The sequence below is a fragment of the Methylotuvimicrobium alcaliphilum 20Z genome (genome assembly GCF_000968535.2).
Classification (GTDB): domain Bacteria; phylum Pseudomonadota; class Gammaproteobacteria; order Methylococcales; family Methylomonadaceae; genus Methylotuvimicrobium; species Methylotuvimicrobium alcaliphilum.
In genome coordinates, this window is sequence record NC_016112.1 from 4624663 (window position 1) to 4648326 (window position 23664).

Genomic DNA, 23664 nt, shown 5'->3' on the forward strand with positions numbered 1-23664 from the left:
TGTCAAACGAATGCTTTCCATCCACTTTACCGATGCGTGCAGCACATGAACAAACTCGTTCTTGCCATGATTGCCCTATCGGTTCTCACGGCGCTTATTTTCATTTTTTACTTGAAAAACGAGGGCTCGGCACCAGCCTTCGTCGAAACCGGTCGGCAATCTTCCGAAGAACGACAAAACGATGGTCGCCGCGGCGCCTTGGTCGACCAGGTCGTCTTTACCCAGCAAGGCGATATCGGGCAGGTAGTCAGCCTGATCGAGAGCGGCAGCCATCATATTTTCACGCAGGGCATCACCAGCACCACGGTTTTTCAGCGTCTGCGCGATTCGAAAAACGCCGACTACGATATTTCCTACGGTAGCTCGGTAGAACTGACCCTCAATCCGACAGGTCCCCATTTCGCCAATGGCGAACTCAATCCCTTTCATGTTCCGGCGATACGCGAAGCCCTCAATCAACTGATCAACCGCCGCTATATTGCCGAAGAAATCTACGGCGGATTGGCTGTCCCACGTTTTCTCCCACTGAGCACCGCATTTCCGGACTATGCGCATTTGGCCGACGTTGCCAGAGCTTTAGAACTACGTTATCAACACGATCCCGAAGCCGCCAGACAAATCATCGATAGGGAAATGCAGTCTTTGGGTGCTCGATTCGAACAAGGCCGCTGGTGGTATCAAGACAGGCCGGTACGTTTGCGTCTATTGATCCGAACCGAAGATGCACGCAAAAATATCGGCGACTATATTGGCGCGCTGCTCGAGAATCTCGGGTTCGAAATCAGCTACCTCTATCGCACTGCCGCCGAAGCTTCACGAATTTGGCTTGCCGGCGATCCCCATGCCGGCCATTGGCATCTGTACACTGGCGGTTGGGTTGCCAGCCGGATTGAGCGCGATCTAACCGATAATTTCAGCTATTATTACACGTCCAAAGGGCGCGCCGACCCTTTATGGCAGGCTTATCGCCCTTCGGCTGAATTCGACGAGATTGCCGACCGCTTGCAACGCCGCGATTATCGCACTTGGCCGGAGCGTCGGGCTTTAATGAGCCGGGCATTGCAATTGGCTCTGGAAGATTCCGTACGGGTATGGCTGGTGGATCAAATCAATGCCTGGCCCCGGGCTCATAATGTTAGACTGGCGGTGGATCTAGCCGGCGGTGTTTCCGCCTCTGCACTGTGGCCCTATACCTTACGATTCGACGATCGAGTCGGCGGAAACATGGTGATCGGCTCGCCCGGCTTGTTAACGGAACCTTGGAATCCGGTTGCCGGCAGCAATTGGATCTTCGACCAAAAAATCATCCGTGCCCTACAAGACCCGCCTTTGTTGCCGGACCCATTCACCGGCCTGTATTGGCCCCAGCAGATCCAGTCGGCCGACGTCACAGTCCAATATGGCGTGCCTTTGATCATCAGTCACGATTGGCTGACGATACACCGAGCCGAAACCATAAACGTTCCCGGCAATGCCTGGATTGACTGGAATAGTCATGACAAGCGCTTCATCACGGTCGCCGAAAAACACCCCGATGGCCTTGAGGCGCGCGGCCGCATTCGTATTCGCTATAAGGACGATTATTGGCAACGGCGCTGGCACGACGGAAGCACGTTATCCCTGGCCGATTTACTGCTACCGTGGATTCTTAGCTTCGAGCGGGCCGATCCGAACAGTCCGTTGTACGACATCGCGCATGTGCCCAATTTCGAATCCTTTCAGCGTCATTTCCGGGGATGGCGTATCGTCTCGAAACAACCGCTGATTATCGACATCTATAGCGATCAAATTCATCCCGACGCCGAAGTTACGGTTGCCGACAAGAGTCCTAGCGTCTTGCCTTGGCATAGCTTGGCGCTGGGCATTTTAGCCGAACAAAACGAGCGTCTGGCTTTTTCCTCGCACAAGGCCGACCGGTTGCAAGTCGACTGGTTGAGCCTAGTATCCGGCCCCAGCTTGCCGATCTTGCAGCAATTGCTCGAATCGGCTAGGCTTGAAGGCTTTATTCCTTTTGCCTCGCTGCTGAAACACTATTTGAGCTCCGGCGAAGCGGAAGAACGTTATCAAGCATTGAAAGACTGGTATGCCGAACGCGGTCATTTTTGGGTTGGCAATGGGCCTTTTTATCTGCATTCGGTGCATCCGCTCGAAGGCAGTATCGTGCTTCGCCGTAACGAAGATTTTCCGGACCCCGCCGACAAATGGCTGCGCTTCGTTCAACCGGAAATCCCCGAATTGGTCATGGACGGCCCGATTCTCGTCAATGTCGGTCAACCTGCGACATTCGACTTGCAAGTCACATTTCAAGGAAAGCCCTATCCGTTAAACGCCATCGACGAAGTCATCTTTTTATTGTTTGACGGCGATGGCAAACTTTCGTTTAAAGGTAAGGCTGAACCGTCCGAGAACGGCATTTGGCGAGTCAATTTGACGGCAAGGCAAATTTCTCGGCTCGGTGCCGGGGCCAATAGTCTGGAACTGGCGGTTAAATCCAACCGTATCGCGCTGCCGTCGTTCGCTTCTCACGGCTTCGCAACCTTACCCGCCGACGAATCGATTCCCGAAGGTATCGAACCATGAACCCTAGCCAAAACCCAAGTATTCCGAACAAAGCGGAGGGATTGCTTCGCGATCTCAAATTGATGCTGTTATTGACCGGCAAACGCATTATTGCGTTGGTGCTGATGGTTTTGATCGGCGTTTATCTGACCATATTGATTGCCAACATGGGAGGGCGCGTGGACGAATTGCGCCTGGTGCAAATCCGCAGCGAAATTTCCGAAGCCGTGCGCGGCAACTTGTCTTTCCGCGAACTCGACAGCGAGGAGCGCAATCGGCTGATACAAAGCCGCGTCGACTTGGAAGTTCAAAGGCTGAATCTGGACCGGCCTTTCCTGCTGCGTAGTTTCAATTATCTTTACCGTGCAATGCTGCTGGATCTGGGGCGCGCCGAACAAATGCACAGCGACAAGGGTTCGCGCGAAGTCCATGCTATCATCCTCGAGCGCTTGCCGGCCACCTTGCTGCTGTTCGGCACGGCTAATCTGCTGATTTTTTTCTTGTCCGTCTATATCGCCTTATGGCTGTCCCGGCACTACGGCAGTTTCATGGATCGCATCGTCATTGTTTTGGCTCCGACTTCAGCGGCACCGGCTTGGTTTTATGGCATCTTTTTGATTCTATGCTTTGCTTTCCTTTTACCGATTCTGCCTGCCGGCGGCATGGTGCAAGCACCGCCGCCGGAAAACAATTGGAACTATACGCTCAGTGTGTTGAAACACATGGCTTTGCCGGTTCTGGCCATGCTGCTGTCGCAAATTTTCATTTCAATCTATTCCTGGCGAACCTTCTTTTTAATTCACTCCAGCGAAGATTACGTGGAAATGGCCAGAGCAAAAGGCCTGCCTTCCCGGATGATCGAGCGTCGCTATATCTTGCGGCCGACGCTCGCGCCGGTCATTACTAGTTTCATGCTAATGCTGATCAGCATGTGGAGCGGCGCAATCATTTTAGAACGAACCTTCAGTTGGCCGGGTCTCGGCACCTTGATCTTTCAAGCTATCGGCCATCATGATACTCCGGTCATCATCGGTTCGGTGGTGATCTTCGCATATTTGCTGGCCTTCTCCATCCTGGTGCTGGACATCGTGTACGGCATCGTCGATCCGCGCGTACGTATTGGAGCCTCCCGATGAGATACTGGAGCGAACGACTGTGGGAACTGCGCCGTTATCCTTCCGCGTTACTCGGCATGGCGATCATTTTCTGTTTAGTCGGTTTATCGATTGTTACGGTTATCGCAATACCTTATGACGAAGCCCTCGATCGTTGGCGCGGAGGCGACTATTGGCGCATGCATCCGCGAAATGCCGAACCGGTATGGCTGGATCGACTGAAAGGCGGTAATAAGCCTAAAACGTTGATTATTTCCAGCCATGACGCCGAAACCGAATCGGTGACTTTCTCCGGCGGTAGACGCTTGAGAATACCCTTACATTTCGACTACGATTTTTCCGAATTCCCGAGTGAAATCAACTTGTTTCTGAAGTCAGAAAAGCACACCCGGGAACCCTTTGCCCGACTGACTTGGCATACCCCCGACGGGCGCGAAATTCCCTTAGGAGGACGTCGTATCACGGCCAACGACCGTTTTTCGCTATCCCAGGATTGGGCATTGGAACGCCGCCTTGGCCTACTCCCCCATGTGGGTTTGCTGGCGCGGCCCGGCACCGATTCGCCAAAAGTTTTACCCGGACGCTACACGCTGGTCTTGGATGCAGTATTATTCGACGAAGCCGCCGAAATCACCGCCGAACTGGTTGTTTATGGGCGCGTTCACGGCCTCGCCGGTACCGATCATCAGCGCCGCGATTTGCTGCTCGCGCTGCTGTGGGGTACGCCGATCGCGCTGGCTTTCGGCCTCTTGGCGGCAGTCGGCACGACGCTGACGACCTTAGTAATCGCAGCGGCCGGGGTTTGGTTCGGCGGGCGCCTCGATGCCGCCATACAACGGCTCACTGAGATCAACATGATTTTACCGCTGCTGCCGATACTGGTCATGGTCGGAACGCTCTATTCAACCAGCATTTGGCTGATGCTGGGCGTCGTGGTGCTGCTCGGCATCTTCAGCGCCAGCGCCAAAATGTACCGGGCCATGCTGCTGCCGATACGCGAGTCTCCCTACATTCAGGCCGCGCAAGCCTACGGCGCCAGCGATAGCCGCATCATCTTGCATTACTTGGTCCCGCGCATCCTGCCGGTGCTGATTCCTACCTTTGTGACGCTGATCCCAGCCTTCGTTTTTTTGGAGGCCTCGTTGGCGGTGCTAGGGCTCGGCGATCCGGTGCTGCCGACTTGGGGCAAAGTGCTCAATGACGCGCAAAACGAAAGTGCTCTGTACAATCACTATTATTATTGGGTGCTGGCTCCGGCTTTGCTGCTGATGCTGACAGGTCTCGGTTTTGCCTTGCTCGGTTTTGCGCTGGATCGCGTGTTCAACCCCAGGCTACGGCGGATCTAACGATGACAGAACCCCTGCTCAAAGTCGAAGATCTGCGGCTTGCCTATCAAACCGAACGCGGCATCGTCACTGCAGTAGACGGCCTGAACTTCGAAATCCAGCGCAACGAAGCACTGGTGGTGCTGGGCGAGTCGGGTTGCGGCAAAAGCTCGTTGGCCAAGGCCCTGTTGCGGGTACTACCGCGCAATGTCAAACACCATTCGGGCCGGGTGCTGCTCGACGGCATCGACATCATGGCCCTGAGTCCCGAGCGCTTTCGCCGTGAAATCCAATGGCTGCGTATTTCGCTGGTGATGCAGGCTTCGATGAACGCTTTGAATCCGGTCATGCGAGTCGGCGAGCAAGTGGCCGAACCCTTGTGTGTGCATCGCGGCTGGTCCCCGCACAAAGCCATGGCCCGCGCCGGGGAAGTGTTCGAACTGGTCGGTGTGTCCGGCGATTTTTTAAGGCGTTATCCTTTCGAACTTTCCGGCGGCATGCGCCAACGGGTAGTGCTGGCGATGGCCTTGGTCGCGGAACCGGAACTGGTGATCATGGACGAGCCGACTTCGGCGTTGGACGTTCTGACGCAGGCCGGCATCATGAATCGATTGAAACGCATCAAGCGGGAACTGGGCACCAGCTTCATGCTGATTACTCACGACGTCGCCACGTCCAGCGAAATCGCCGATCGCATCGCGCTGATGTATGCGGGTCAAATCGTGGAACTTAGCAGTACCGCGCAGTTTTTTGCAAAACCGGCCCATCCTTACGGAAAGCTGTTGATGAATAGTGTCCCGCGCCTGCATCAGACCCGGCAACCCGATCACATTCCAGGTCAACCGCCGAATCTGATGCTGCTGCCTTCGGGCTGCCGTTTCGCCGATCGTTGCCCCGTCCGATTCGACCGCTGCGATGAAGACCCTATGCCGATAGCCTTGTCGAAACGAAACGAAGTCCGTTGTTGGCTTTATGCGGACCCTACCGAAACAACCAACCCTCGGGAGTTGATTAAAACCCCGACTCCCGTTTTGGAAACACAGCCGTTAAGCAAAGAGGTTTTGGTTACTGCACAAGACCTGCATACCTGGTTCGAATTAAAGCAATGGGGATTTATCCGGGCGGGCTATGTCCGCGCGGTGAATGGCGTAAATTTCCATCTCTATCGCGGCGAGGCGGTTGCCTTCGTCGGCGAAAGCGGTTGCGGCAAAAGCTCCTTGGCGCGCACCTTACTCGGTCTGCATAAGCCGACTCAAGGCGAAGTCGTCTTCGAAGGCCGACACATGCATACCTTAAATAAGCATGAACTCAAGCAATACCGGGCGCGAGTCGGCTATGTGCAGCAAGACCCTTTCGGCGCGCTACCGCCCTTCATGACGATCCGCCGCGCCTTGAGTGAGCCGCTGATCATTCACGGCGTCAAAGACCGCCAGGAACGTGAAACGCGGATACGGGCTGCACTGGAAGAGGTGCGCTTGTCGCCAGCCGACGATTATTTGCCGAAGTTTCCGCACATGCTCAGCGGCGGTCAGCAACAGCGAGTCGTCATTGCCCGGTCGTTGATTTTACAACCAGCGATGATCATCGCGGACGAACCGGTCTCGATGCTCGACGCCTCGGTGCGCGTCGAGATCCTGCGCCTGCTCCGTACGATACAAAGCAAGCGCGAGCTGACGCTGGCCTTCATCACGCACGATTTATCGACCGTGCGGCATTTCGCCGACCGCATTTTCGTGATGTACGGAGGCCGCATCGTCGAAGCAGCCACTGTTGACGACCTGCTCGACTTTCCTCAGCATCCCTATACGCAAGCCTTGCTAGCGGCCACCGCCGACCCCGATGCCGAGAATGCCGCTCAAGAACGAGAACTACCGGGCGGCGAACCGCCCAGTCTGCTGCACCCGCCGCCTGGTTGCCACTTTCATCCGCGCTGCCCGCATGCCATCGAAGGGCTGTGCGATGTAGAAGAACCGCCGGAGTTCGAACCGCGCGCCGTTCACTATTCGGCGTGTTGGTTGCATAAGGATACATAATGGTGAAATGCTGTTTGAGTTTAATTGCTCAAACGGTCACCAATAGCCTCGATTGCAACAGTCAGCGCTCGAACGACCGTTTCTTCGGTCATGCTTGGCAGCAGTCCGGCTCGTTTTGTATTGGCGACTTGTTCCGGCAAATAAGGGACATGAATAAAACCAACTCGTATCGGCAGGTTTTGGCATTCGACATAATGGAGTGTCGAATAAAAAAGTTCGTTACAGACAAAAGCTCCCGCTGAATTGGAAAGATACGCTGAAATACCCTCTGTTTTGATCTGCTCGACCATGTTTTCAACCGGAATCGAAGCCGGGTAGGAGGCAGGACCTTCAATGGCAATCAATGCATTCTTAGGTTGATTACCTTCATTATCCTGTTTTCTGGCGTTAATCCGATTTTTGGCCAAACATTCCATACGAATGGCATTGCTACCGCCCGCTTGACCAACACCGATCACGACAGAGGGTTGATGGTGCTCAATTTGACTTTGCACGATCGCCGACGCTTTTCCGAACACGGTCGGAATTTCGTGGGCAATCACTTCAAAGCCACCGATGATCGTATTATTTAAATGGCGAACGGCTTTCCATGAAGGATTAATGATCTCTCCTGCAAAAGGATCGAAGCCTGTTATTAATAACTTAGCCATCACAGATCAAAATTCAGCGCCGGGGGCCCGCGTCAAAGGACGCCGTAAATACGTCCCTGTAGGCGCTATGACAGCATCCATGCTGTCATAGCCTAAGCCGATCATCCCGGCCAATAGAGACAAATGGTGCGCGATGCGCACCCTACAAGATTGAGCTTACTCTTCCCAAGCCCGTCCGTCACGCGCCAACAATGCCACCGACGCGACCGGCCCCCAGCTTCCTGCGGAATAGGGTTTTGGCGCAATTTTTCTACGCGCCCAAGCATCTTGTATTGAATCGACCCATGCCCAAGCCTGTTCGATTTCCTGCCGACTCAGGAACAAGGTCGGGTCGCCCCGCATTGCTTCCAAAATCAGCCGCTCGTAACCGCCGAAAAACGGGCTGTTTTTGAACGTTTCAGAAAAGCTCAAATCCAGTTTATTCTGCTGTAACGTGATACTACCGCCGATTCCGGGTACCTTATTGAGCATTTCGATTTCCACGCCTTCTTTCGGTTGCAAATGAATGATCAATTTATTCGGCGGCAATTCGCGGTAACTGTCCTTGAAGATATTGTGTGGCAAACGCTTGAAATAAACGACGATTTCGGTGCGCTTATTTTGCATGCGCTTGCCGGTACGCAGATATATCGGCACTCCGGCCCAGCGCCAATTATCGATATCGACACGCACCGCGACGAAACTTTCGGTGGTACTCTCCTTATCGGCACCTTCCTCCTCGGTATAGCCCGGCACGGCTTGTCCTTTCATATAACCGGCGGTGTATTGCCCGCGCACGGTGACTTCTTCGACATTGTCGGCGGTAATCGGACGCAAGGCTTTCAACACCTTGATTTTTTCGCTATGAATGCTTTCGGCTTCCAGCGACGCGGGCGGTTCCATTGTGATAAAGGTCAGGATCTGCAATAAATGATTTTGCAGCATATCCCGTAGTTGCCCGGTTTTATCGAAATACTCCCAACGGCCCTCGATTCCGACTTCCTCGCCAACGGTAATTTGAATGTGGTCGATAGTATTGTGATTCCAATTGGTCGTAAAAATCGAATTGGCAAATCGTAAGGCCAACAGATTCAGAACCGTTTCCTTGCCTAAATAATGATCGATACGGAATACCTGATCCTCGTTAAACACTTCAGCAACGGCATCGTTGATTTCCCGATTGGATTTCAGATCGTTGCCGATCGGTTTTTCCATCACCACTCGCGATTCTCGAGTCAAAATTTTTGCTTTATCGAGACCCTGGCAAATATTTTTGAACAAAAACGGCGCGACAGCTAAATAATTGACCAGCACTCTGGATTTGGAATCGATGACCGCATTCAATTGTTTATATTGATCGAGCTGAGTTAGGTCGATCATGAGATATTGCATTCGAGCCGAGTAACGCTGCCAGACTTCATCCTCGATCGTCTCATTAAGATAAGACTGTAAACTTTTCCTAGCAACTTTAACGAAGCCGCCCTCTTCGAGAGCATGCCGGTCAATACCGATGATACGAGTCTCGGGCTCGATCAATTCGGATTTTTCGAGCCGATATAACGAAATTAATAATTTGCGTGTCGATAAATCGCCTAACGCGCCATATATGACCAGGTCGCAAGGTTTGAATTTTTGATTTGATTTCATTGAATTTGATGAAGAATAAACCGATTTTCGGCTACTTAATTAGATTTGAAAAAAAATGAAAGAAAAATTGGAACCGTTTCCCTACGTTCATTAATCTTTCCATTTAATATTGCAGCCTATACTCGGAATTTGCTGCGAATCGATAGACTTTCCAGCCAGTAAATTATCCAATGCCGCGCGTAAATCGCTGCCGGTCAGCGGTACATCGTTTTTAGGGGTCGATCCGTCCAAGCGCCCGCGATAAACACAAGATAGGGCTGCATCGAATACATAGATATCCGGCGTACAAGCGGCTTGATAAGCTTTTGCAACAGACTGGCTTTCATCGTAAAGATAAGCGGCGAAAGGGTTACCCCATTCTCGCATCATTGTGTGCATTTTATCCGGCGCGTCCTGCGGATAATTGATAATGTCATTGGCGCTAATTGCAATCGTGCTAATGCCTTGTTGCGCATATTGCTTGGCAATAGCGATCAATTGATCTTTGACATGCAGAACATAAGGGCAATGATTACACATGAAGAGAATCACCGTACCTTTTTCTCCTTTCAATTCTTGAAGCGTTTTACTCGTTCCGGTCACGGTATCGGGTAATTTGAAATCCGGCGCACGGGTTCCTAAAGGCATCATATTAGATTCGGTCGCTGCCATTCTATACTCTCCTATGTCTTACTTGGATAATCTTAAACCATTTCGAATACGGAATTATAAAGCCTTAGACTAAGTATGGATAGTTAGGCCGCTTTGCAAATGACCGGTTTTACTTTATGAACCATTAGACGGCATACTACTTGAATCATCTATGAAATATCCGGTCTAATTGGCTTTTAATCCCTTCCTAATGAGGGATCGTTCAACTTTGTAAGCTATGGGGAATACCTTTCGCACTTCAAGTTTCGGCAGTGCCTGAGGAGGCGCCCGGATGGCGCGAGTCAGCAGACACCCGGAGGCCCAGGGAAGGGTTCCATAAGTTAAACTGAATTGACTAAGCGTTCTAAGCAACAGGATAACATATTGATATGTTGATTATTTTAATGCGTTTGCCCTGCACCGGGGGGGCTGGCATAGAGCCTACAGGGATGTATTTACCCAGCACCTAAATTCCATAGCCCATTGGCCATGGTTAATTGTCTTGGATAATTTAGATGCTGGTTTCACGGCGTCCTTTGACGGACACCCTGGTGCCGAATTTTGATCTACGATGGGTATAACTGACTTTTTGAGTTATCTTAGCAGCTGACAATTTCACCCCTATTACAAAAATGACAGTAACAATGGACTACGAAACATTATGCCAAGACTGCAGGCTAGTCGAGCTATGTCTTCCTTACGGCTTACCGAAAACCGAGCTGGAACAGTTCGAGACAATCGTAAAAAACAAAGCGCCACTGTTAACCGATCAATATCTCTATCAACAGGACGACAAATGCCGAAGTTTATTCGTCGTTAAAACTGGATCGTTCAGAAGTTTTATATATAGTGAGGATGGCGCCGAACAAACAATTGGATTTTATTTACCCGGGGAATTAATGGGGTTTGACGCTTTTCAGCATGGGCGCTTCACAAGCTCGAGCATAGCGCTTGAAACAAGCAAGGTATGCGAATTGCCATTATCGAAGCTTAATGATTTATGCCGATTGATTCCTAGTTTGCAATCTCAAATGCTGCGCGTTTTAGGTAAGGAAATCGAGTCCGATCATAATCAGATATTATTATTAAGTCATCGTTCCGCCAAAGAAAAAATGGCGACTTTTTTATTAAGGCTATCGCATCGATACAACGCCTTAGGGTTTTCGAAAACCGAATTTAATTTAACGATGAAACGGCAAGATATCGCTAATTTTTTGGGGCTTACTAACGAAACCGTTAGCCGCTTGCTTGCCGAACTGAATCATCAAGGAATCATTACCATCAATCGACGCAACGTCAAAATTAATAACATAGACTCTTTAAAAGTCATCGTCGAATAATTGTTATTGAACCGAAGCTACCGCGTAATTGCAACCTCGGCTCAACTCGCAACGGAAAGTACTTATTTCAACATCATTTGCGCTGAATTTGCAGAGTCGGACGGCCGGCTAGGGCCTTGGCCGGATTCGCTGCAAGCGGCTAAGGCTGAAACTGCAATAATGGCTAAAAACAAACGGCTAATAAATTTCATAATAAACTTTTCTCAATTGTGAGTTAAAACGTATTGTTCTATTGTTCGATCGAACAACAAAACTTAACACCCTTATGGGTAAAGCCATTATCACATGATTACTTAATCGTTTATTGATATAAATCAATTATTAAGGAACATGCGCAAAATAACTACTACAAGGTAACTGTTCAATCCCCGTCAATTCTCGTTTCCATGCTCTGCGTGGGAATGCCTAAGTACCGCTCCAGCGGAACGTGACGCTAGAGCGCACAACCATTAAGTTAAGCCATCACAGAAATATAAGTAATGCTTGCATTCAGGCTCTAATGCATCTAAAAAACTTGCCATCTATGGAGCTTGACGGCAGCATTCGAACGCCAAGGACGCCGAATTTTGATCTACGATAGGTATAAACAATAATATTTTGAACATTTGGCTAGAATGCTTATCTTAAAAACAAATAGATGAACATATGAGTAGATATTGATATGATTATTTCACCTGAACTAGCCGCCAAGGATTGCTGCGATGAACAAGAGACGCACCCCGACTTGTTGGCCAGGGCCATACCGGACTTGCCTGACGAGTACGAAGCCGGTCGACTAGCCGACTTATTTAAAGCTTTAGCCGACCCTACGCGGGTAAGGATTATTGCCGCACTGCTGCACACCGAGTTATGTGTGGACGATTTGGCCAATTTATTGGATATGAGCCAATCGGCTATTTCACACCAGCTGCGATTGCTCCGTAACTTGCATCTGGTACAGTTCCGTCGATCCGGAAAACATGCATTCTATCGACTGGTTGACGACCATGTTCGAGACTTGTTTCAACGCAGTCGAGAACATTTGGATTGTTAAAATCAAGGCGTTATCGCCCTTTATCTTTAGGAGATTGCTCCATGAAACATCACATTCATACCGAACACAAGCACGTTCATAACGAATATTGCGGTCATATGCGTATCGAACATGACGGTCATGTGGATTATTTACATGACGGCCATTTGCATCATGCGCATCAAGACCATTACGACGAACACGTCATTGCTGTAACAGAAACCAACCCGGCCGTTTGTGCGCCGTTAGACTGCGCTTGCGGTCATGAAGGATGCGGACACGCGGCCATTCCGCATGGCGATCACATCGATTACATCGTCAATGGACGTTTACATCACCCTCACGGGGATCACTGCGACGATCACGGACCCGTAACGATAATCAACTGACGATACGGAAGTTTTTGTCGAGTTTTCGATTTCACTCTCTCCAGACCCGGCACCAAGAAAGATTATTGAATGGCATCGGTTTTAGGTGCCGGGTAGTAAACATTCGGTTTTTACACGCGATACAAAGGTTCCAACTCATTGTCTAGCGGCTTATCGCCAAGTTGCTCCCTGGCTTTATGCTCGGAAAAGGCTTGAAATAACTTTTTTCCTTGCCAGTCTTTCCGGTCGGCACTGTAAAGGCATGCATTTAGATACATAATCTCGTCTCTTAACCTAGCCTCGCAATGATTGGCCAAATCACCTAGACTGGCGACCTTGTATTTTTCCCGCCCCCAACCGATCAAGGCATTCTTAGCCGCTTGAGAATCGTTTTCGGCACAGGCTTTTTTCAAGGTTTTGACATATTCAGACAAGGACTGTTGAATCGGGTCTTGCGGTTTTACTTCGGACTTTACCGAACGGCGTAAACCGAAATAAAGTCCGGTTGCCAGCCAACCGACTGCACAAAATAGCGCCGCCCACATCCAATAATCGGATTGCTTGGATGACTGCGGTGGGCTGTTAGAACTTGCGGTTTCTGCCTGAACTTTAAACTCGGCATCCGATGCTGGAGGCGGCAACTCGTTTGCCGTCATTGCGCCTTCGGCAATCACCGTTGTTTCCGGTAATTTAGCGATTTCGACTTGTCTGGTACGGGTATTGAACCACGGTATTTCAACCGCCGGCAGCGTGTATTGACCGGCTTTTCCGGGAATAAACGCGATTTTTTCTTCGCGTAGCGCCTTAATGCCTTCAGGACCTTTATTTTCATTCAACACCGGTTGATCCGGATAAGTTTTTAGATCGGTTTGTTTCGGCTGCTTATGCAACTCGGGCAATTGGCCAACCGTCGCGCCTTGAGCGGCAATGCGTAACGTTCGGGTGAGCGGTTCGCCGACTCTCATTCGAGCAATATTGCCGGACCACTCCTGACTCAGACTCAACTTTTCGGCAGCCAACCAATGAGCGCCGGTAAAGGTTTCCGGAATCGGTTTAATCTCGAGGGTAATCGGTTTTGAGTTAATACGTTTTAACTTTGTACTTTGCCGATTAAAAAAACCGTTGAATCGAGGCTGGCCTCCTGTAATCACTTCGGCATCGAGCTGCAACGGCGCTATCGTTAGCGTTCCGCTTTGCTGCGGAAAAATCGCGTATTTACGCTCAGTGACTTGATAACCGATACCGCCGATTTGAGTTGTGTAATTGCTATCCTCGCCAAGCTTTTCGATGACCGCATTGTCTAATTCCGGTTCGGATAACCGGGCTTGCGTGATTGACACTCGACGATAGAAACGCAAGGTATAGAGAACTTGGGATTGGACATAAGGATTTTCCGGCGTGGCTTCGACTTCCAAAAACAACTCGTCATCGACGGCCTGAATCTCACGGCTACCGGCTTCGGTCACCATCAAGGAAACCTCATTGCTACGATCTTTGCCGAAAGCAATAGCCGGTATCGTCAATTCGCCCGCGTGTTTGGCCATAACCGACAATTTCCATTGCTGCGTCTTACTGTATTGACCGTTTATGATCGATGTACTACTGCTTTGACTCCGGCCGAGTATCTCGAAATCTTTTTCGAGCGGTGCGAAGTCGGGCTGATCGTCCGGCGTTTCATCGGCAATAAAAGTAATCTGGAACGATTCGTTCAAGCCGACCGGGCTGCGATCGACCGTTACATCGATGTTTGCGGCCTGTGCCTTGAAAGCCGCGAATAGACTAAACACTATCAGCATCAAGAAGCTCTCTATCGAGAGTCTTTTTTTTGTCGTTATCCTCATCGTCGTCGTCACCAAGCTTCGTCTTGTTGTTGCTGCCGGCCGCGGCGGCCGTATTGATATTGGAATTTACGTTTCAACAAACCGGCAGGATCGTCCGGGATGCGTTTCAGCCATTGTTCGCTGGCTTGTTTGGCTTCATCGGCCGGCTCGGTTTCTTGGATTGCCACTTCTTCTTTTCCTTGATCGTCCGGCGTTTCGTCGTTTTGCTCTTGAACTTGACCTTCATCTTGTTCCGGATCGTCTTGTCCTTCTTCAATGTCTTGAGGTTCGGGCGATGAGCGTTGCCGATCTTGATCGTCCGTTTGTTCGTTTTGATCTTGCGCTTCGTCGTCGCCGGACTCTTCCGAAGGCTCGCCTTGATCGTTTTGTTCGGAATCTTGCTGATGATCCTTATCGTTTTGGTCTTGGCCTTGTTGCTGTTCTTGCTGTTGTTTTTCCAATTCTTTTTCGACAACGGATTTGTTGAAAGCCGCGTCTTCGTGATCAGGATCGAGCTTCAACGCTTCCTCATAGGCCGTGACGGCATCGGCCAAACGTCCCGATTGCGCCAGTGCATTGCCACGGTTGTAATGAGCGCGCGCGCTATCGCTATCTTTGAGTGTTTCAAGAACTTGTTCGTACGATCCTAACTTATATTCAGCGGCAGCTTTCCATTCCAGATCATTAAACAAACCGGCCGCTCGTTCGTAGTCTCCGGCCTCGAAAGCCTGTTGCGCTTGTTGATTCGGCGTTTTCCACAAACTTTGCCAGTCCTGCGCCTCGGCCCGATTCGGAAAAGGCAAAACCAGCAGCATCGCAATCGATAATACGCCTTTTCGGAAACTTAATGCCGCCAACGGCAAAATCAGTAACAGTAGCCAAGGTCCGCGTTCCGCCCATAATTCCAGTAATAAGTCATCGTCCCCGGCATCGCTTTGAACCTGCCGGTTTTCAAAACCGCTTAGCAGGGTTTCTATATCGCTGTCGTTCGGGCTTATCGTCCGGTAGATACCGTTACCGAGTGCAGCTAATTTTTTCAATTCGCCGGCATTCAATTTCGGAACGACGATGTTGCCTTGTCCGTCCTTGACGAAACCGCCGCCCGGCGCACCGATTGGAGCGCCTTCGGCCGTGCCGACTCCGAGTATCGATAAGGAATAAGTGCCCAGATTTTTTACCGTGGCCTCAGTTTTATCGATATCGGCGCCATCGGTTACCAAGAGAATATGGCCTTTTTGCATGCCGGCTTGTTTCAGCAAATCGATCGCATGATTTATCGCCGCAACAGAATTGCTGCCTTGTACCGGCATGATGTCGGTCGTCAATGCCGACAATTGACTGGCAATCGTTTGCGTATCGGCTGTCAACGGAGTCACGGTAAAGGCATCGCCGGCATAGACCAATAACGCGGTCTGGCCGTCCTTGCGTTGTTTCAGGATGTCGGCGATTTTGAAACGGGCGCGCTGCAGCCGGCTCGGTTTTAGGTCGGTCGCATCCATCGAAAGCGATAAATCCAAGCCGATCACCAACGCCGAATCGTCGCGGAAAACAGGGGAGGGTAAGCGTTCCCAGGCGGGTCCGGCCAAGGCGAAAATCGTAAGCAAAGCCGCCAATGCTCCGGCGGTCAAGGTCATTCTGCTGCGATTTTGTACTTTGTCCTGCAGGATATGGGGTAACAACGGCTCGTCGCAAACCGTCGACCAATTACCCCGTTGTAGTTTATGTCTTAGCGTCAACAATAAAGCCGCAAACCAAGGTATTAGCGCCAACAGCCACCACGGCCGGATAAAATGAAAGTATTGCCAGTCGATCATGATGCTCTCAATCTCGCCATCGCGATGATGCCGGCCAAAACCAGAGAAATTGACAGAGGCCAATGGAATAATTCGCTACGAGGCCGAAAATACTGTTTGTCTTTCTCGACCGGTTCGAGTCGATCGAGAATATCGTAGATTTGCTCGAGCTCTTCGGTGTTTCTAGCGCGAAAATAACGTCCGCCGGTTTTTTCCGCAATCTCAGTCAAGGTCTTTTCGTCTAAGTCCATCGATGGATTGACTTTACGGGAACCAAAAAAACTGCGCACGATCATTTCGTCTGCGCCGATGCCGATGGCATAAATTTTAAGATCATATTCGGCAGCCAATTCCGCCGCTTTCAACGGCGTAACTTCACCCGCGGTATTCGCTCCGTCGGTCAGCAAGATCAATACGCGGCTCGTATCATCTTGGTTTCTTAGCCTTTTGACCGCCAAACCGATCGCATCGCCGATCGCCGTCATTTCGCCGGCCAGACTAATCACCGATTCGTTTAATAAAGTCACGACCGTTTTACGGTCGAAGGTCAACGGCACTTGTAGATAAGCTTGAGTTCCGAACAGAATCAAACCGATTCGATCGCCGGTTCGGTGCGCGATGAAATCGCCGGCGACCCATTTCGTCGCGGTGAGCCGGTCGACCCGTTGTTTGTTGATGATAAAGTCCTGTTCTTCCATGCTCCCCGATAAATCGACCGCCAGCATCAAATCGCGTCCGCTAACCGTTTGTTCGACCGGTTCGCCGAGCCATTGCGGACGCATGCAGGCAAATACCAACAAGACCCATGCGACTGCCGCGACCATTAACGGCCAGCGCGCCGACTTCATCGATGCCTGCGCTGCGCACACCGAAAAATCTTCCAAAAAAGGAACTTTGAGCGCGGCTTGCTGTTGTGGCGAATCTTGCGGCAACAACCAACGGACCAACAAAGGCAAAGGTAGTGCTGCAATTAACCAAGGCCATTCAAAATGTATCATCGTTTATTTCGTTTTTGAGCTTTCAGCCAACGCTCGCACAGTTCAAATAATGCCAAGACATCGGTGTCCGGTGGTAATTCATTACGGTACGGAATTTCGATCAATTGCCGGCCAATGCCGTTACTAAAGGGTTTGTCCGGCAGCGAGGCGTCCAGATGGTCCAACCAAGCTTGTCCTGTTAAACCCGCGATTTGCTCTCGCGATGCCAAGCTGATCGTTACTCGGCGAAGCAAGACCGACAGACGACTGACCTTTTCGGCAGGATCCAGGCTCGGGTCTTGTTTTAAATCCGCCAATAATCGGCGCGCCGATTTCAGCGCGGTTTTACGAGTCAAACGCCGAATCAACCAAACCATCGACACGAGTAAAATCACAACCCCCAAAGCCGCCAACCACCAGCCGAGCGCGGGCGGCCAAAAACCGATCGGTTCCGGCAGATGAATGTCGCGTAACGGAAGCGGCTGCGGATTCATTAACGTAAACTCTGCACCGGATCTTGTACGGTGCTGCATTGAATAAAAGTCATTCGGAATTTTTTCGCAAGGTTTTCCAAATAGCGGCATCGCGCATTGAAACGTTGCTGATAATCACTCAAACGATTCCGGTCCCGAGTATCGATGACCACATCGCGCCGGCTATCGGTCAGTCGAAAATGTCCCCCCGAAGGCAGGCTGCTTTCCAACGGATCGTAGACTTGAATCAATACGACATCGTTATGTTGGGCGAGCCGCCTTAAATGATGTTCGGCGTTGCTTTCAAGACCGCGAAAATCGCTGATGATATAAATCAAGCTGCCGGGCCGCGCGTGTTGCGACAATCTTGCCAAACCGAGTTCGAAATTGAATTCGACCGGATGGCCTTCGCCGGTTTGCACCAGGCTGTGAAAAAACCGCAAAACCGCATGCCGGCCATGTTGCGGCTTCATCTCCATACAGGTGCTATCGGAAAAGACTTGCCCACCGATGCGGTCGCCGTGTTGCTGCGCGGTCCAAGCCAAGAGCCCGGCCAGCTTGGCGGCCTGTACCGACTTGAATACGCCCCGCGTCGCAAATTGCATTGCCATGCGTTTATCGACCGCAATAAATACCGGCCGTTCCCGTTCTTCGCGAAACAACTTGGTATGGGTTTTTCCGGTACGGGCCGTCACTCGCCAATCGATGCTGCGAATATCGTCTCCGGGTTGATAAAGCCGAGCTTCATCAAATTCCATACCGCGTCCCTTCGAGCGCGATACATAGCCGCCGGTTTGCCGACTGCGGATTGACCAACGATGCAATTTAAGCGACCCAGCCGTTCGTGCCAGATCGACCAAGCTTTTCAAACTTACCGCGACTCGTTCGTCGGCAGCTGATGAGGGAGTGTCGGTTTTGTTCGATAGCATCAAGGAACAGCAATCCGGTTGATCAATTCGCGAATGAAATAATCGGGTGTGATGCCTTCGGCTTCAGCCTCATAGGATAGAATCAGGCGATGCCGCAAGACATCGAAAGCAATATCCTGGATATCCTCGGGGCCGACGAAATCGCGTTGCGCCAGCCATGCCTTGGCTCTCGCGCAACGGTCCAATGCAATGCTGGCTCTTGGACTTGCGCCGTATTGTAGCCACGAGGCCAAATCTTTGCCGTAGGCACCGGGATTACGGGTCGCCAAAACGATTTGCAGCAAATAATCTTCAAGATTATCGGCCATATAAATATCCAAGACTTCCTGACGGGCTGCAAATAAATTGTGTTGCGTCAACGGTATAAAAGATTCTGTTGTACCGTTCTTAGCGTTTTTAGCTTCGTTTCTTGCGAGATGCAAAATACTTTTTTCGTGTTCGGCTTCAGGATAATCGATTTTGATATGCAATAAGAACCGGTCCAATTGCGCTTCCGGCAGGGGATAGGTGCCTTCTTGTTCAATCGGGTTTTGCGTGGCCATGACCATGAACAAGGCGGGTAGGGGATAAGTCGCGCCGCCGACGGTAATCTGCCTTTCGGCCATCGCTTCGAGTAATGCCGCCTGCACTTTGGCCGGCGAACGATTAATCTCATCGGCCAAAATCAAATTATGAAACAAAGGCCCTTTTTGAAATTCGAATGTGCCTTGTTGAGGCCGGTAAATTTCGGTCCCGGTCAAATCGGCAGGCAATAAATCCGGCGTAAATTGCACGCGATGAAAATCGCCTTCGATACCCTTGCTGAGTACATTGATTGCCCGTGTCTTAGCTAAGCCCGGCGCGCCTTCAACAAGAATATGACCGTCGCTCAACAACGCAATCAGCATTCTTTCTATCAATACATCCTGTCCGATAATTTGCTTGCTGATAAAGCTTTTTAGCTTTTGCATCGCACTTTGATTGGTAATGTCTACGCTCATGATCCTGAATGAATAAAATTTAAAATCCTACATTCGACAAGGCATGCAGTTAATACTTTGCCGAATTGCTTTAACAACTTTTATGCCGAAAGGTTCCCATTGTATCCGTATGAGGACTGGCATAGAAGTGCGTAACTTTGCGAACAAACGGTGAGTTTCTTGTGTATTGCTGTGTATAAATCAACCGGTCCGATTTTATCCACAAGCCCTCCACATGTTGAACCGAAGTTTACAAGCAGTTTAGTCATAGAACTAAAGTATTGATAAAAAATATTAAAAAAGGCTTATCCACAGATTTTAGCTTGACTAATAGTAATAATAATTTTAAATCTTTTAATTTGTTATGATTATAGGTAACCGATTCTTTCAAAATCATGTCCAAATATCGTAAAAAACCCCTTAAAACAACCGAACTGCCCTCGGGCATTCCCTTCATCATCGCCAATGAAGCCGCCGAACGGTTTAGCTACTACGGTATGCGCGCAATTTTGGTCGTTTTCATGACTCAATATTTAGTCGATGCATCGGGACAACCCGATCTTATGTCCGAGCATGAAGCCCAAGGCTATTTTCATTTGTTCGTTTCTGCGGTTTATTTGATGCCTTTGTTCGGCGCATTACTGGCCGATAGCGTGCTCGGTAAATACCGGACCATTCTTTTTTTATCGTTTTTTTATTGTTTCGGTCATTTGACCTTGTCGATCGACGATACCCGCTTGGGACTTTTGATCGGACAAGCGTTGATAGCGTTTGGAGCCGGCGGTATCAAACCCTGCGTGTCTTCACACTTGGGCGATCAATTCGGTAATACGAACCGCCACTTGATGACAAAAGTCTTCGGTTGGTTTTATTTTTCGATTAATCTCGGCGCTTTTGCCGCGATGCTGTTGATTCCCTGGCTACTGCATAACTATGGTTCGTCGCTTGCTTTCGGCGTACCCGGAATATTGATGTTGTTGGCCACAATAATTTTTTGGGCGGGACGTTATCGTTTTGTACATATTGATCCGGCCGGCATGGGCTTTATCAAGGAAATGCTTGGCTATGACGGATTGAAGATCCTTGGCAAATTGACCTCAATCTATATATTTATCGCGATTTTCTGGGCTCTATTCGAACAGATTGGCTCATCATGGGTTTTACAGGCACAAAAAATGGATAGAGTCATATTCGGTATCGAGATATTACCGTCACAGATTCAGGCAGCTAACCCTTTGCTGATCATGATCTTGGTGCCTTGTTTTTCCTATGGCTTGTACCCATTCTTGAATCGTTATTTCGACTTGACTCCCTTGAGAAAAATCGCGATCGGCTTGTTTTTAACCGTCTTCGCATTTGCGATACCGTCGGTAATTCAAGTGCAATTGGATGAGGGGCTAACGCCGCATATAGGTTGGCAGTTATTGGCGTATTTGTTATTGACCGCGGCCGAAGTCATGGTTTCGATCACTTGTCTGGAATTTTCCTATACGCAGGCGCCGAAATCGATGAAATCCTTTATCATGGCTTATTATTTCGTGTTTATCGCCGCCGGTAATTTATTGACCAGTGCAGTCAATTTTTTAATGATGAGTTCGGATGATTCCAACCAATTATCAGGCAGTGCTTATTTTTGGTTTTTCACCGGACTGATGTTGATTACTGCATTACTATTTTTAGTCGTAAGCCGGAACTATCGAGAACAAACTTTTTTACAGGATGAGCAAAGCATTTAAGAGTGACTTATAATTAACATATATTTTCACTGATGAATTGCTTTCATTCGATTTGCTGCGGCTATGTGATTGTCAGGTAATAACAATACGACGAGAATACCATGATGCGACTTACAATTTTTATACTGGCTATTTCGGTCTCAACTATCGCTCACGCCGATGCTTTTAAATGTGTCGATTCCTTGGGGAAAACCATTTATCAAGCCAAGCCTTGCGATGAAAATCACCAAAGTGTCCAGATCAATTTTAAAACCGGCGGAGCGATTGATAAAAGCGAACAACTAAAGAGGCAAGCTCAGCAACGTGAATTGCAAAAACAACAGGAACTAACCGAACAGCAATTACAGCAAAAACAAGAGCAATTCTTAGCGAATGCCAAAGAAGAAACCGAAATTAATCAAACCTTAATTAAAAATAATCCGGTTCAATTTACCGCTTATGCCATTCCGCCTTACGAATACGACAAATTAAAGCCCTTGGTACAAAGCTTTCAATCGCGTCTCCCGGAAATTGAGCGTATGAGAAGATTGGCCGCACAAAAACAACTGGCATCGGGACGCTGCGATCGTGTCGAATCCTCGGAGCTGAATGTTAGAAGTACTCTGGAAAACTTGGTTTTTTTGGTGGATTGTAGTAACGGCGAATCGGCTTATTTTAATGAAACCGAACTCCAATAATCTTAATGTCTAACAGTAAAATAATTTTAATCACCGGTTGTTCGTCCGGAATCGGTTATACGACAGCGCACATACTCAAACAACGAGGTCATCGTGTTATTGCTTCGGCTAGGCAACAACACGATGTCGACCGACTCAGAGAGGAAGGCTTTGAAACGATAAAGCTCGATCTTGCCGATAGCGCGTCGATTCGACAAGCCGTTTCCGAAATGTTGATCATGACCGAAGGTAGAATCGATGCATTGTTCAATAATGGCGCCTTCGGCCAACCGGGCGCGGTCGAAGATTTAAGTCGTGATGTATTACGGTTTCAATTCGAAACTAATTTTTTCGGCACGCACGAACTGACCAATTTACTCATTCCGATCATGCGCCGACAAGGGCAGGGCAGAATTATTTATAATAGCTCGGTATTGGGATTTGTCGCCATGACTTACCGGGGCGCATATAACGCCAGTAAATTTGCTTTGGAAGGTTTAGCCGATACGTTACGACTGGAGCTTAAAGGTACCGGAATTGATTTATCGATCATTGAACCCGGACCGATACTGAGCGATTTTCGTAAAAACGCCTTCGCGCTTTTCAAAAAAAACATCGACCCAAGCAATAGTTTTCATAAGGATCGCTATGCTGCAATGGAAACCCGCTTGCAAAAAGAAGGGCCTGCCGTACCTTTTACATTGCCGCCAGAAGCCGTAGCCGAAAAGGTAATTCATGCTTTGGAATCGAAACGACCCAAAATCCGTTATTACGTGACTTTTCCTACTTATTTATTTGGTTATCTCAAACGTATTTTACCGATGTCCTGGCTCGATACTCTGCTACTTAAAGTTTGATGTTTAGCGATTTAGAAGAATTGTCGATTCAATGTCCTTACTGCGGCGAAACGATTTCATTATTGTTGGATATCCCTTCCGGTTCACAAAGTTATTACGAAGACTGCTCGGTTTGCTGCTCTCCTATTTACGTGCAAATCGAAGTCGATGATAACGGTCAAGCACATGTTGCTTGCAAACGCGACGAGGATTGAACCTATAACGTAATCATATTCGATAAACTTTCTAAGCCAAGCATCAGCATTACCCTACAATTATACTTGGTTGAATTGATACGCTTTGTTTTAATTTGAGTTTGATATTGCGGCAATCTACGTTAGAATAGCCAGCGCTAAGTAGCTTTAATTTGATGGAATTTCTGCTGCATTGCTGAATAATAGTTACTATGACAACATGAGGACAAGTTAGACATGAAATTTTTAAGAAAGGTATTGTTATCTCTGGCTATTGCTAGCTCTATGGGCGCTTTTGCTACCCCTGTAATGGCTGAAAGCGATCCAGGCAGAATTTCATATGAGCCTGCAGAAGCAATCAAATTGACTTCCGAAAAAATTCAAGCTGCGATCGACGCAGTTGCAGCCGGTTCTTCGGCCGATGAAGTGGCTGCTTTAGTCAAAGAAGCTCTGGATATGAGCAAAGAAATTAATGCCAATGACAAGGTTGACGTTGCTCGTGCACGCGCGAATCGTCCACTGAAAAAAGCTCGCAGTGCCTCTAGAAAAGGATCTTTGGATGGTGTCGATGAAGCTCTGCAAAGCGCTTTGAAAAAGTATAGCGAATTACCTGGCTTAATTTAATTATTTAAA

General features: G+C 49.2%; 22 protein-coding genes. 12 read left to right on the top strand and 10 right to left on the bottom strand.

The window, feature by feature from the left end; translation table 11 throughout:
• Positions 1-45: 45 nt before the first annotated feature.
• Genes MEALZ_RS19710 through MEALZ_RS23215 form a run of 4 tightly spaced genes read left to right on the top strand, consistent with a single transcriptional unit; the run spans position 46 to position 7032 of the window.
• Entirely contained in the window at positions 46-2580 is a 2535-nt protein-coding gene (locus MEALZ_RS19710; protein WP_014150416.1) for an ABC transporter substrate-binding protein, read from the top strand.
• Entirely contained in the window at positions 2577-3695 is a 1119-nt protein-coding gene (locus tag MEALZ_RS19715; protein WP_014150417.1) for an ABC transporter permease, read from the top strand. The genes MEALZ_RS19710 and MEALZ_RS19715 overlap by 4 nt, the downstream gene beginning before the upstream one ends.
• Positions 3692-5020, top strand: coding sequence for an ABC transporter permease (locus MEALZ_RS19720; RefSeq protein WP_014150418.1), 1329 nt, complete (start codon positions 3692-3694; stop codon positions 5018-5020). Before MEALZ_RS19715 ends, MEALZ_RS19720 begins: the two co-directional genes overlap by 4 nt.
• Positions 5021-5022: 2 nt before the next feature.
• The gene (locus MEALZ_RS23215) at positions 5023-7032 is read left to right on the top strand and encodes a dipeptide ABC transporter ATP-binding protein (protein WP_014150419.1); all 2010 of its coding nucleotides are present in this window, start codon (positions 5023-5025) and stop codon (positions 7030-7032) included.
• Between the two features lie 20 nt (positions 7033-7052).
• Here the strand turns inward: MEALZ_RS23215 and pcp are convergent, their stop codons facing one another.
• The 3 genes from pcp to MEALZ_RS19740 form a co-directional block, all read right to left on the bottom strand.
• A complete protein-coding gene (gene pcp / locus MEALZ_RS19730; protein WP_014150420.1) occupies positions 7053-7682 on the bottom strand; it encodes a pyroglutamyl-peptidase I in 630 nt (209 codons plus the stop codon).
• A 156-nt stretch (positions 7683-7838) separates the two neighbouring features.
• Entirely contained in the window at positions 7839-9308 is a 1470-nt protein-coding gene (gene zwf / locus MEALZ_RS19735) for a glucose-6-phosphate dehydrogenase (protein ID WP_014150421.1), read from the bottom strand.
• Positions 9309-9398: 90 nt separating this feature from the next.
• A complete protein-coding gene (locus MEALZ_RS19740) occupies positions 9399-9959 on the bottom strand; it encodes a thioredoxin family protein (protein ID WP_014150422.1) in 561 nt (186 codons plus the stop codon).
• Positions 9960-10582: 623 nt separating this feature from the next.
• Between MEALZ_RS19740 and fnr the strand changes: the two genes are divergently transcribed.
• The gene (gene fnr / locus MEALZ_RS19745) at positions 10583-11278 is read left to right on the top strand and encodes a fumarate/nitrate reduction transcriptional regulator Fnr (RefSeq protein WP_014150424.1); all 696 of its coding nucleotides are present in this window, start codon (positions 10583-10585) and stop codon (positions 11276-11278) included.
• A 62-nt stretch (positions 11279-11340) separates the two neighbouring features.
• Here fnr and MEALZ_RS23840 read toward each other — a convergent pair whose 3' ends face one another.
• Positions 11341-11469 (bottom strand): hypothetical protein, encoded by a 129-nt coding sequence (locus MEALZ_RS23840; protein ID WP_269844355.1) that lies wholly within the window; start codon positions 11467-11469, stop codon positions 11341-11343.
• A 470-nt stretch (positions 11470-11939) separates the two neighbouring features.
• Between MEALZ_RS23840 and MEALZ_RS19750 the strand changes: the two genes are divergently transcribed.
• The gene (locus MEALZ_RS19750) at positions 11940-12311 is read left to right on the top strand and encodes an ArsR/SmtB family transcription factor (RefSeq protein ID WP_014150425.1); all 372 of its coding nucleotides are present in this window, start codon (positions 11940-11942) and stop codon (positions 12309-12311) included.
• 41 nt (positions 12312-12352) lie between these two features.
• Positions 12353-12679 (top strand): hypothetical protein, encoded by a 327-nt coding sequence (locus tag MEALZ_RS19755; RefSeq protein ID WP_014150426.1) that lies wholly within the window; start codon positions 12353-12355, stop codon positions 12677-12679.
• Between the two features lie 110 nt (positions 12680-12789).
• Here MEALZ_RS19755 and MEALZ_RS19760 read toward each other — a convergent pair whose 3' ends face one another.
• Genes MEALZ_RS19760 through MEALZ_RS19785 form a run of 6 tightly spaced genes read right to left on the bottom strand, consistent with a single transcriptional unit; the run spans position 12790 to position 19630 of the window.
• Positions 12790-14454: a BatD family protein gene (locus MEALZ_RS19760; RefSeq protein ID WP_014150427.1), complete on the bottom strand. Its 1665-nt coding sequence runs from the start codon at positions 14452-14454 to the stop codon at positions 12790-12792.
• A gap of 53 nt (positions 14455-14507) precedes the next feature.
• Positions 14508-16292: a VWA domain-containing protein gene (locus tag MEALZ_RS19765; protein ID WP_014150428.1), complete on the bottom strand. Its 1785-nt coding sequence runs from the start codon at positions 16290-16292 to the stop codon at positions 14508-14510.
• Positions 16289-17269: a vWA domain-containing protein gene (locus tag MEALZ_RS19770; protein ID WP_014150429.1), complete on the bottom strand. Its 981-nt coding sequence runs from the start codon at positions 17267-17269 to the stop codon at positions 16289-16291. The genes MEALZ_RS19765 and MEALZ_RS19770 overlap by 4 nt, the downstream gene beginning before the upstream one ends.
• Positions 17266-17742 (bottom strand): DUF4381 domain-containing protein, encoded by a 477-nt coding sequence (locus MEALZ_RS19775; RefSeq protein ID WP_014150430.1) that lies wholly within the window; start codon positions 17740-17742, stop codon positions 17266-17268. Before MEALZ_RS19775 ends, MEALZ_RS19770 begins: the two co-directional genes overlap by 4 nt.
• Entirely contained in the window at positions 17742-18650 is a 909-nt protein-coding gene (locus MEALZ_RS19780; RefSeq protein ID WP_014150431.1) for a DUF58 domain-containing protein, read from the bottom strand. Before MEALZ_RS19780 ends, MEALZ_RS19775 begins: the two co-directional genes overlap by 1 nt.
• Complete coding sequence (locus tag MEALZ_RS19785; RefSeq protein WP_014150432.1) at positions 18650-19630, bottom strand: AAA family ATPase; 981 nt, start codon at positions 19628-19630, stop codon at positions 18650-18652. The genes MEALZ_RS19780 and MEALZ_RS19785 overlap by 1 nt, the downstream gene beginning before the upstream one ends.
• A gap of 374 nt (positions 19631-20004) precedes the next feature.
• On the opposite strand from MEALZ_RS19785, the gene MEALZ_RS19790 reads away from it, so the two are divergent.
• The 5 genes from MEALZ_RS19790 to MEALZ_RS19810 all read left to right on the top strand — a co-directional run bounded on the left by MEALZ_RS19790 (position 20005) and on the right by MEALZ_RS19810 (position 23655).
• Complete coding sequence (locus MEALZ_RS19790) at positions 20005-21345, top strand: POT family MFS transporter (protein WP_014150434.1); 1341 nt, start codon at positions 20005-20007, stop codon at positions 21343-21345.
• Positions 21346-21446: 101 nt separating this feature from the next.
• Positions 21447-22022, top strand: a complete 576-nt coding sequence (locus tag MEALZ_RS19795; RefSeq protein ID WP_014150435.1) for a hypothetical protein — start codon at positions 21447-21449, stop codon at positions 22020-22022.
• A 5-nt stretch (positions 22023-22027) separates the two neighbouring features.
• On the top strand, positions 22028-22858 hold the full coding sequence (locus MEALZ_RS19800) for an SDR family oxidoreductase (RefSeq protein WP_014150436.1): 831 nt from the start codon (positions 22028-22030) through the stop codon (positions 22856-22858).
• Complete coding sequence (locus tag MEALZ_RS19805) at positions 22858-23052, top strand: CPXCG motif-containing cysteine-rich protein (RefSeq protein WP_046061281.1); 195 nt, start codon at positions 22858-22860, stop codon at positions 23050-23052. Before MEALZ_RS19800 ends, MEALZ_RS19805 begins: the two co-directional genes overlap by 1 nt.
• 216 nt (positions 23053-23268) lie before the next feature.
• Complete coding sequence (locus MEALZ_RS19810) at positions 23269-23655, top strand: hypothetical protein (RefSeq protein ID WP_014150438.1); 387 nt, start codon at positions 23269-23271, stop codon at positions 23653-23655.
• The last annotated feature ends 9 nt before the right edge of the window (positions 23656-23664 follow it).

Coding starts and splice junctions, on each gene's coding strand:
- MEALZ_RS19710 (WP_014150416.1), top strand. CDS start 46: ATGAACAAACTCGTTCTTGCCATGATTGCCCTATCGGTTCTCACGGCG.
- MEALZ_RS19715 (WP_014150417.1), top strand. CDS start 2,577: ATGAACCCTAGCCAAAACCCAAGTATTCCGAACAAAGCGGAGGGATTG.
- MEALZ_RS19720 (WP_014150418.1), top strand. CDS start 3,692: ATGAGATACTGGAGCGAACGACTGTGGGAACTGCGCCGTTATCCTTCC.
- MEALZ_RS23215 (WP_014150419.1), top strand. CDS start 5,023: ATGACAGAACCCCTGCTCAAAGTCGAAGATCTGCGGCTTGCCTATCAA.
- pcp (WP_014150420.1), bottom strand. CDS start 7,682: ATGGCTAAGTTATTAATAACAGGCTTCGATCCTTTTGCAGGAGAGATC.
- zwf (WP_014150421.1), bottom strand. CDS start 9,308: ATGAAATCAAATCAAAAATTCAAACCTTGCGACCTGGTCATATATGGC.
- MEALZ_RS19740 (WP_014150422.1), bottom strand. CDS start 9,959: ATGGCAGCGACCGAATCTAATATGATGCCTTTAGGAACCCGTGCGCCG.
- fnr (WP_014150424.1), top strand. CDS start 10,583: ATGGACTACGAAACATTATGCCAAGACTGCAGGCTAGTCGAGCTATGT.
- MEALZ_RS23840 (WP_269844355.1), bottom strand. CDS start 11,469: ATGAAATTTATTAGCCGTTTGTTTTTAGCCATTATTGCAGTTTCAGCC.
- MEALZ_RS19750 (WP_014150425.1), top strand. CDS start 11,940: ATGATTATTTCACCTGAACTAGCCGCCAAGGATTGCTGCGATGAACAA.
- MEALZ_RS19755 (WP_014150426.1), top strand. CDS start 12,353: ATGAAACATCACATTCATACCGAACACAAGCACGTTCATAACGAATAT.
- MEALZ_RS19760 (WP_014150427.1), bottom strand. CDS start 14,454: ATGCTGATAGTGTTTAGTCTATTCGCGGCTTTCAAGGCACAGGCCGCA.
- MEALZ_RS19765 (WP_014150428.1), bottom strand. CDS start 16,292: ATGATCGACTGGCAATACTTTCATTTTATCCGGCCGTGGTGGCTGTTG.
- MEALZ_RS19770 (WP_014150429.1), bottom strand. CDS start 17,269: ATGATACATTTTGAATGGCCTTGGTTAATTGCAGCACTACCTTTGCCT.
- MEALZ_RS19775 (WP_014150430.1), bottom strand. CDS start 17,742: ATGAATCCGCAGCCGCTTCCGTTACGCGACATTCATCTGCCGGAACCG.
- MEALZ_RS19780 (WP_014150431.1), bottom strand. CDS start 18,650: ATGCTATCGAACAAAACCGACACTCCCTCATCAGCTGCCGACGAACGA.
- MEALZ_RS19785 (WP_014150432.1), bottom strand. CDS start 19,630: ATGAGCGTAGACATTACCAATCAAAGTGCGATGCAAAAGCTAAAAAGC.
- MEALZ_RS19790 (WP_014150434.1), top strand. CDS start 20,005: ATGTCCAAATATCGTAAAAAACCCCTTAAAACAACCGAACTGCCCTCG.
- MEALZ_RS19795 (WP_014150435.1), top strand. CDS start 21,447: ATGATGCGACTTACAATTTTTATACTGGCTATTTCGGTCTCAACTATC.
- MEALZ_RS19800 (WP_014150436.1), top strand. CDS start 22,028: ATGTCTAACAGTAAAATAATTTTAATCACCGGTTGTTCGTCCGGAATC.
- MEALZ_RS19805 (WP_046061281.1), top strand. CDS start 22,858: ATGTTTAGCGATTTAGAAGAATTGTCGATTCAATGTCCTTACTGCGGC.
- MEALZ_RS19810 (WP_014150438.1), top strand. CDS start 23,269: ATGAAATTTTTAAGAAAGGTATTGTTATCTCTGGCTATTGCTAGCTCT.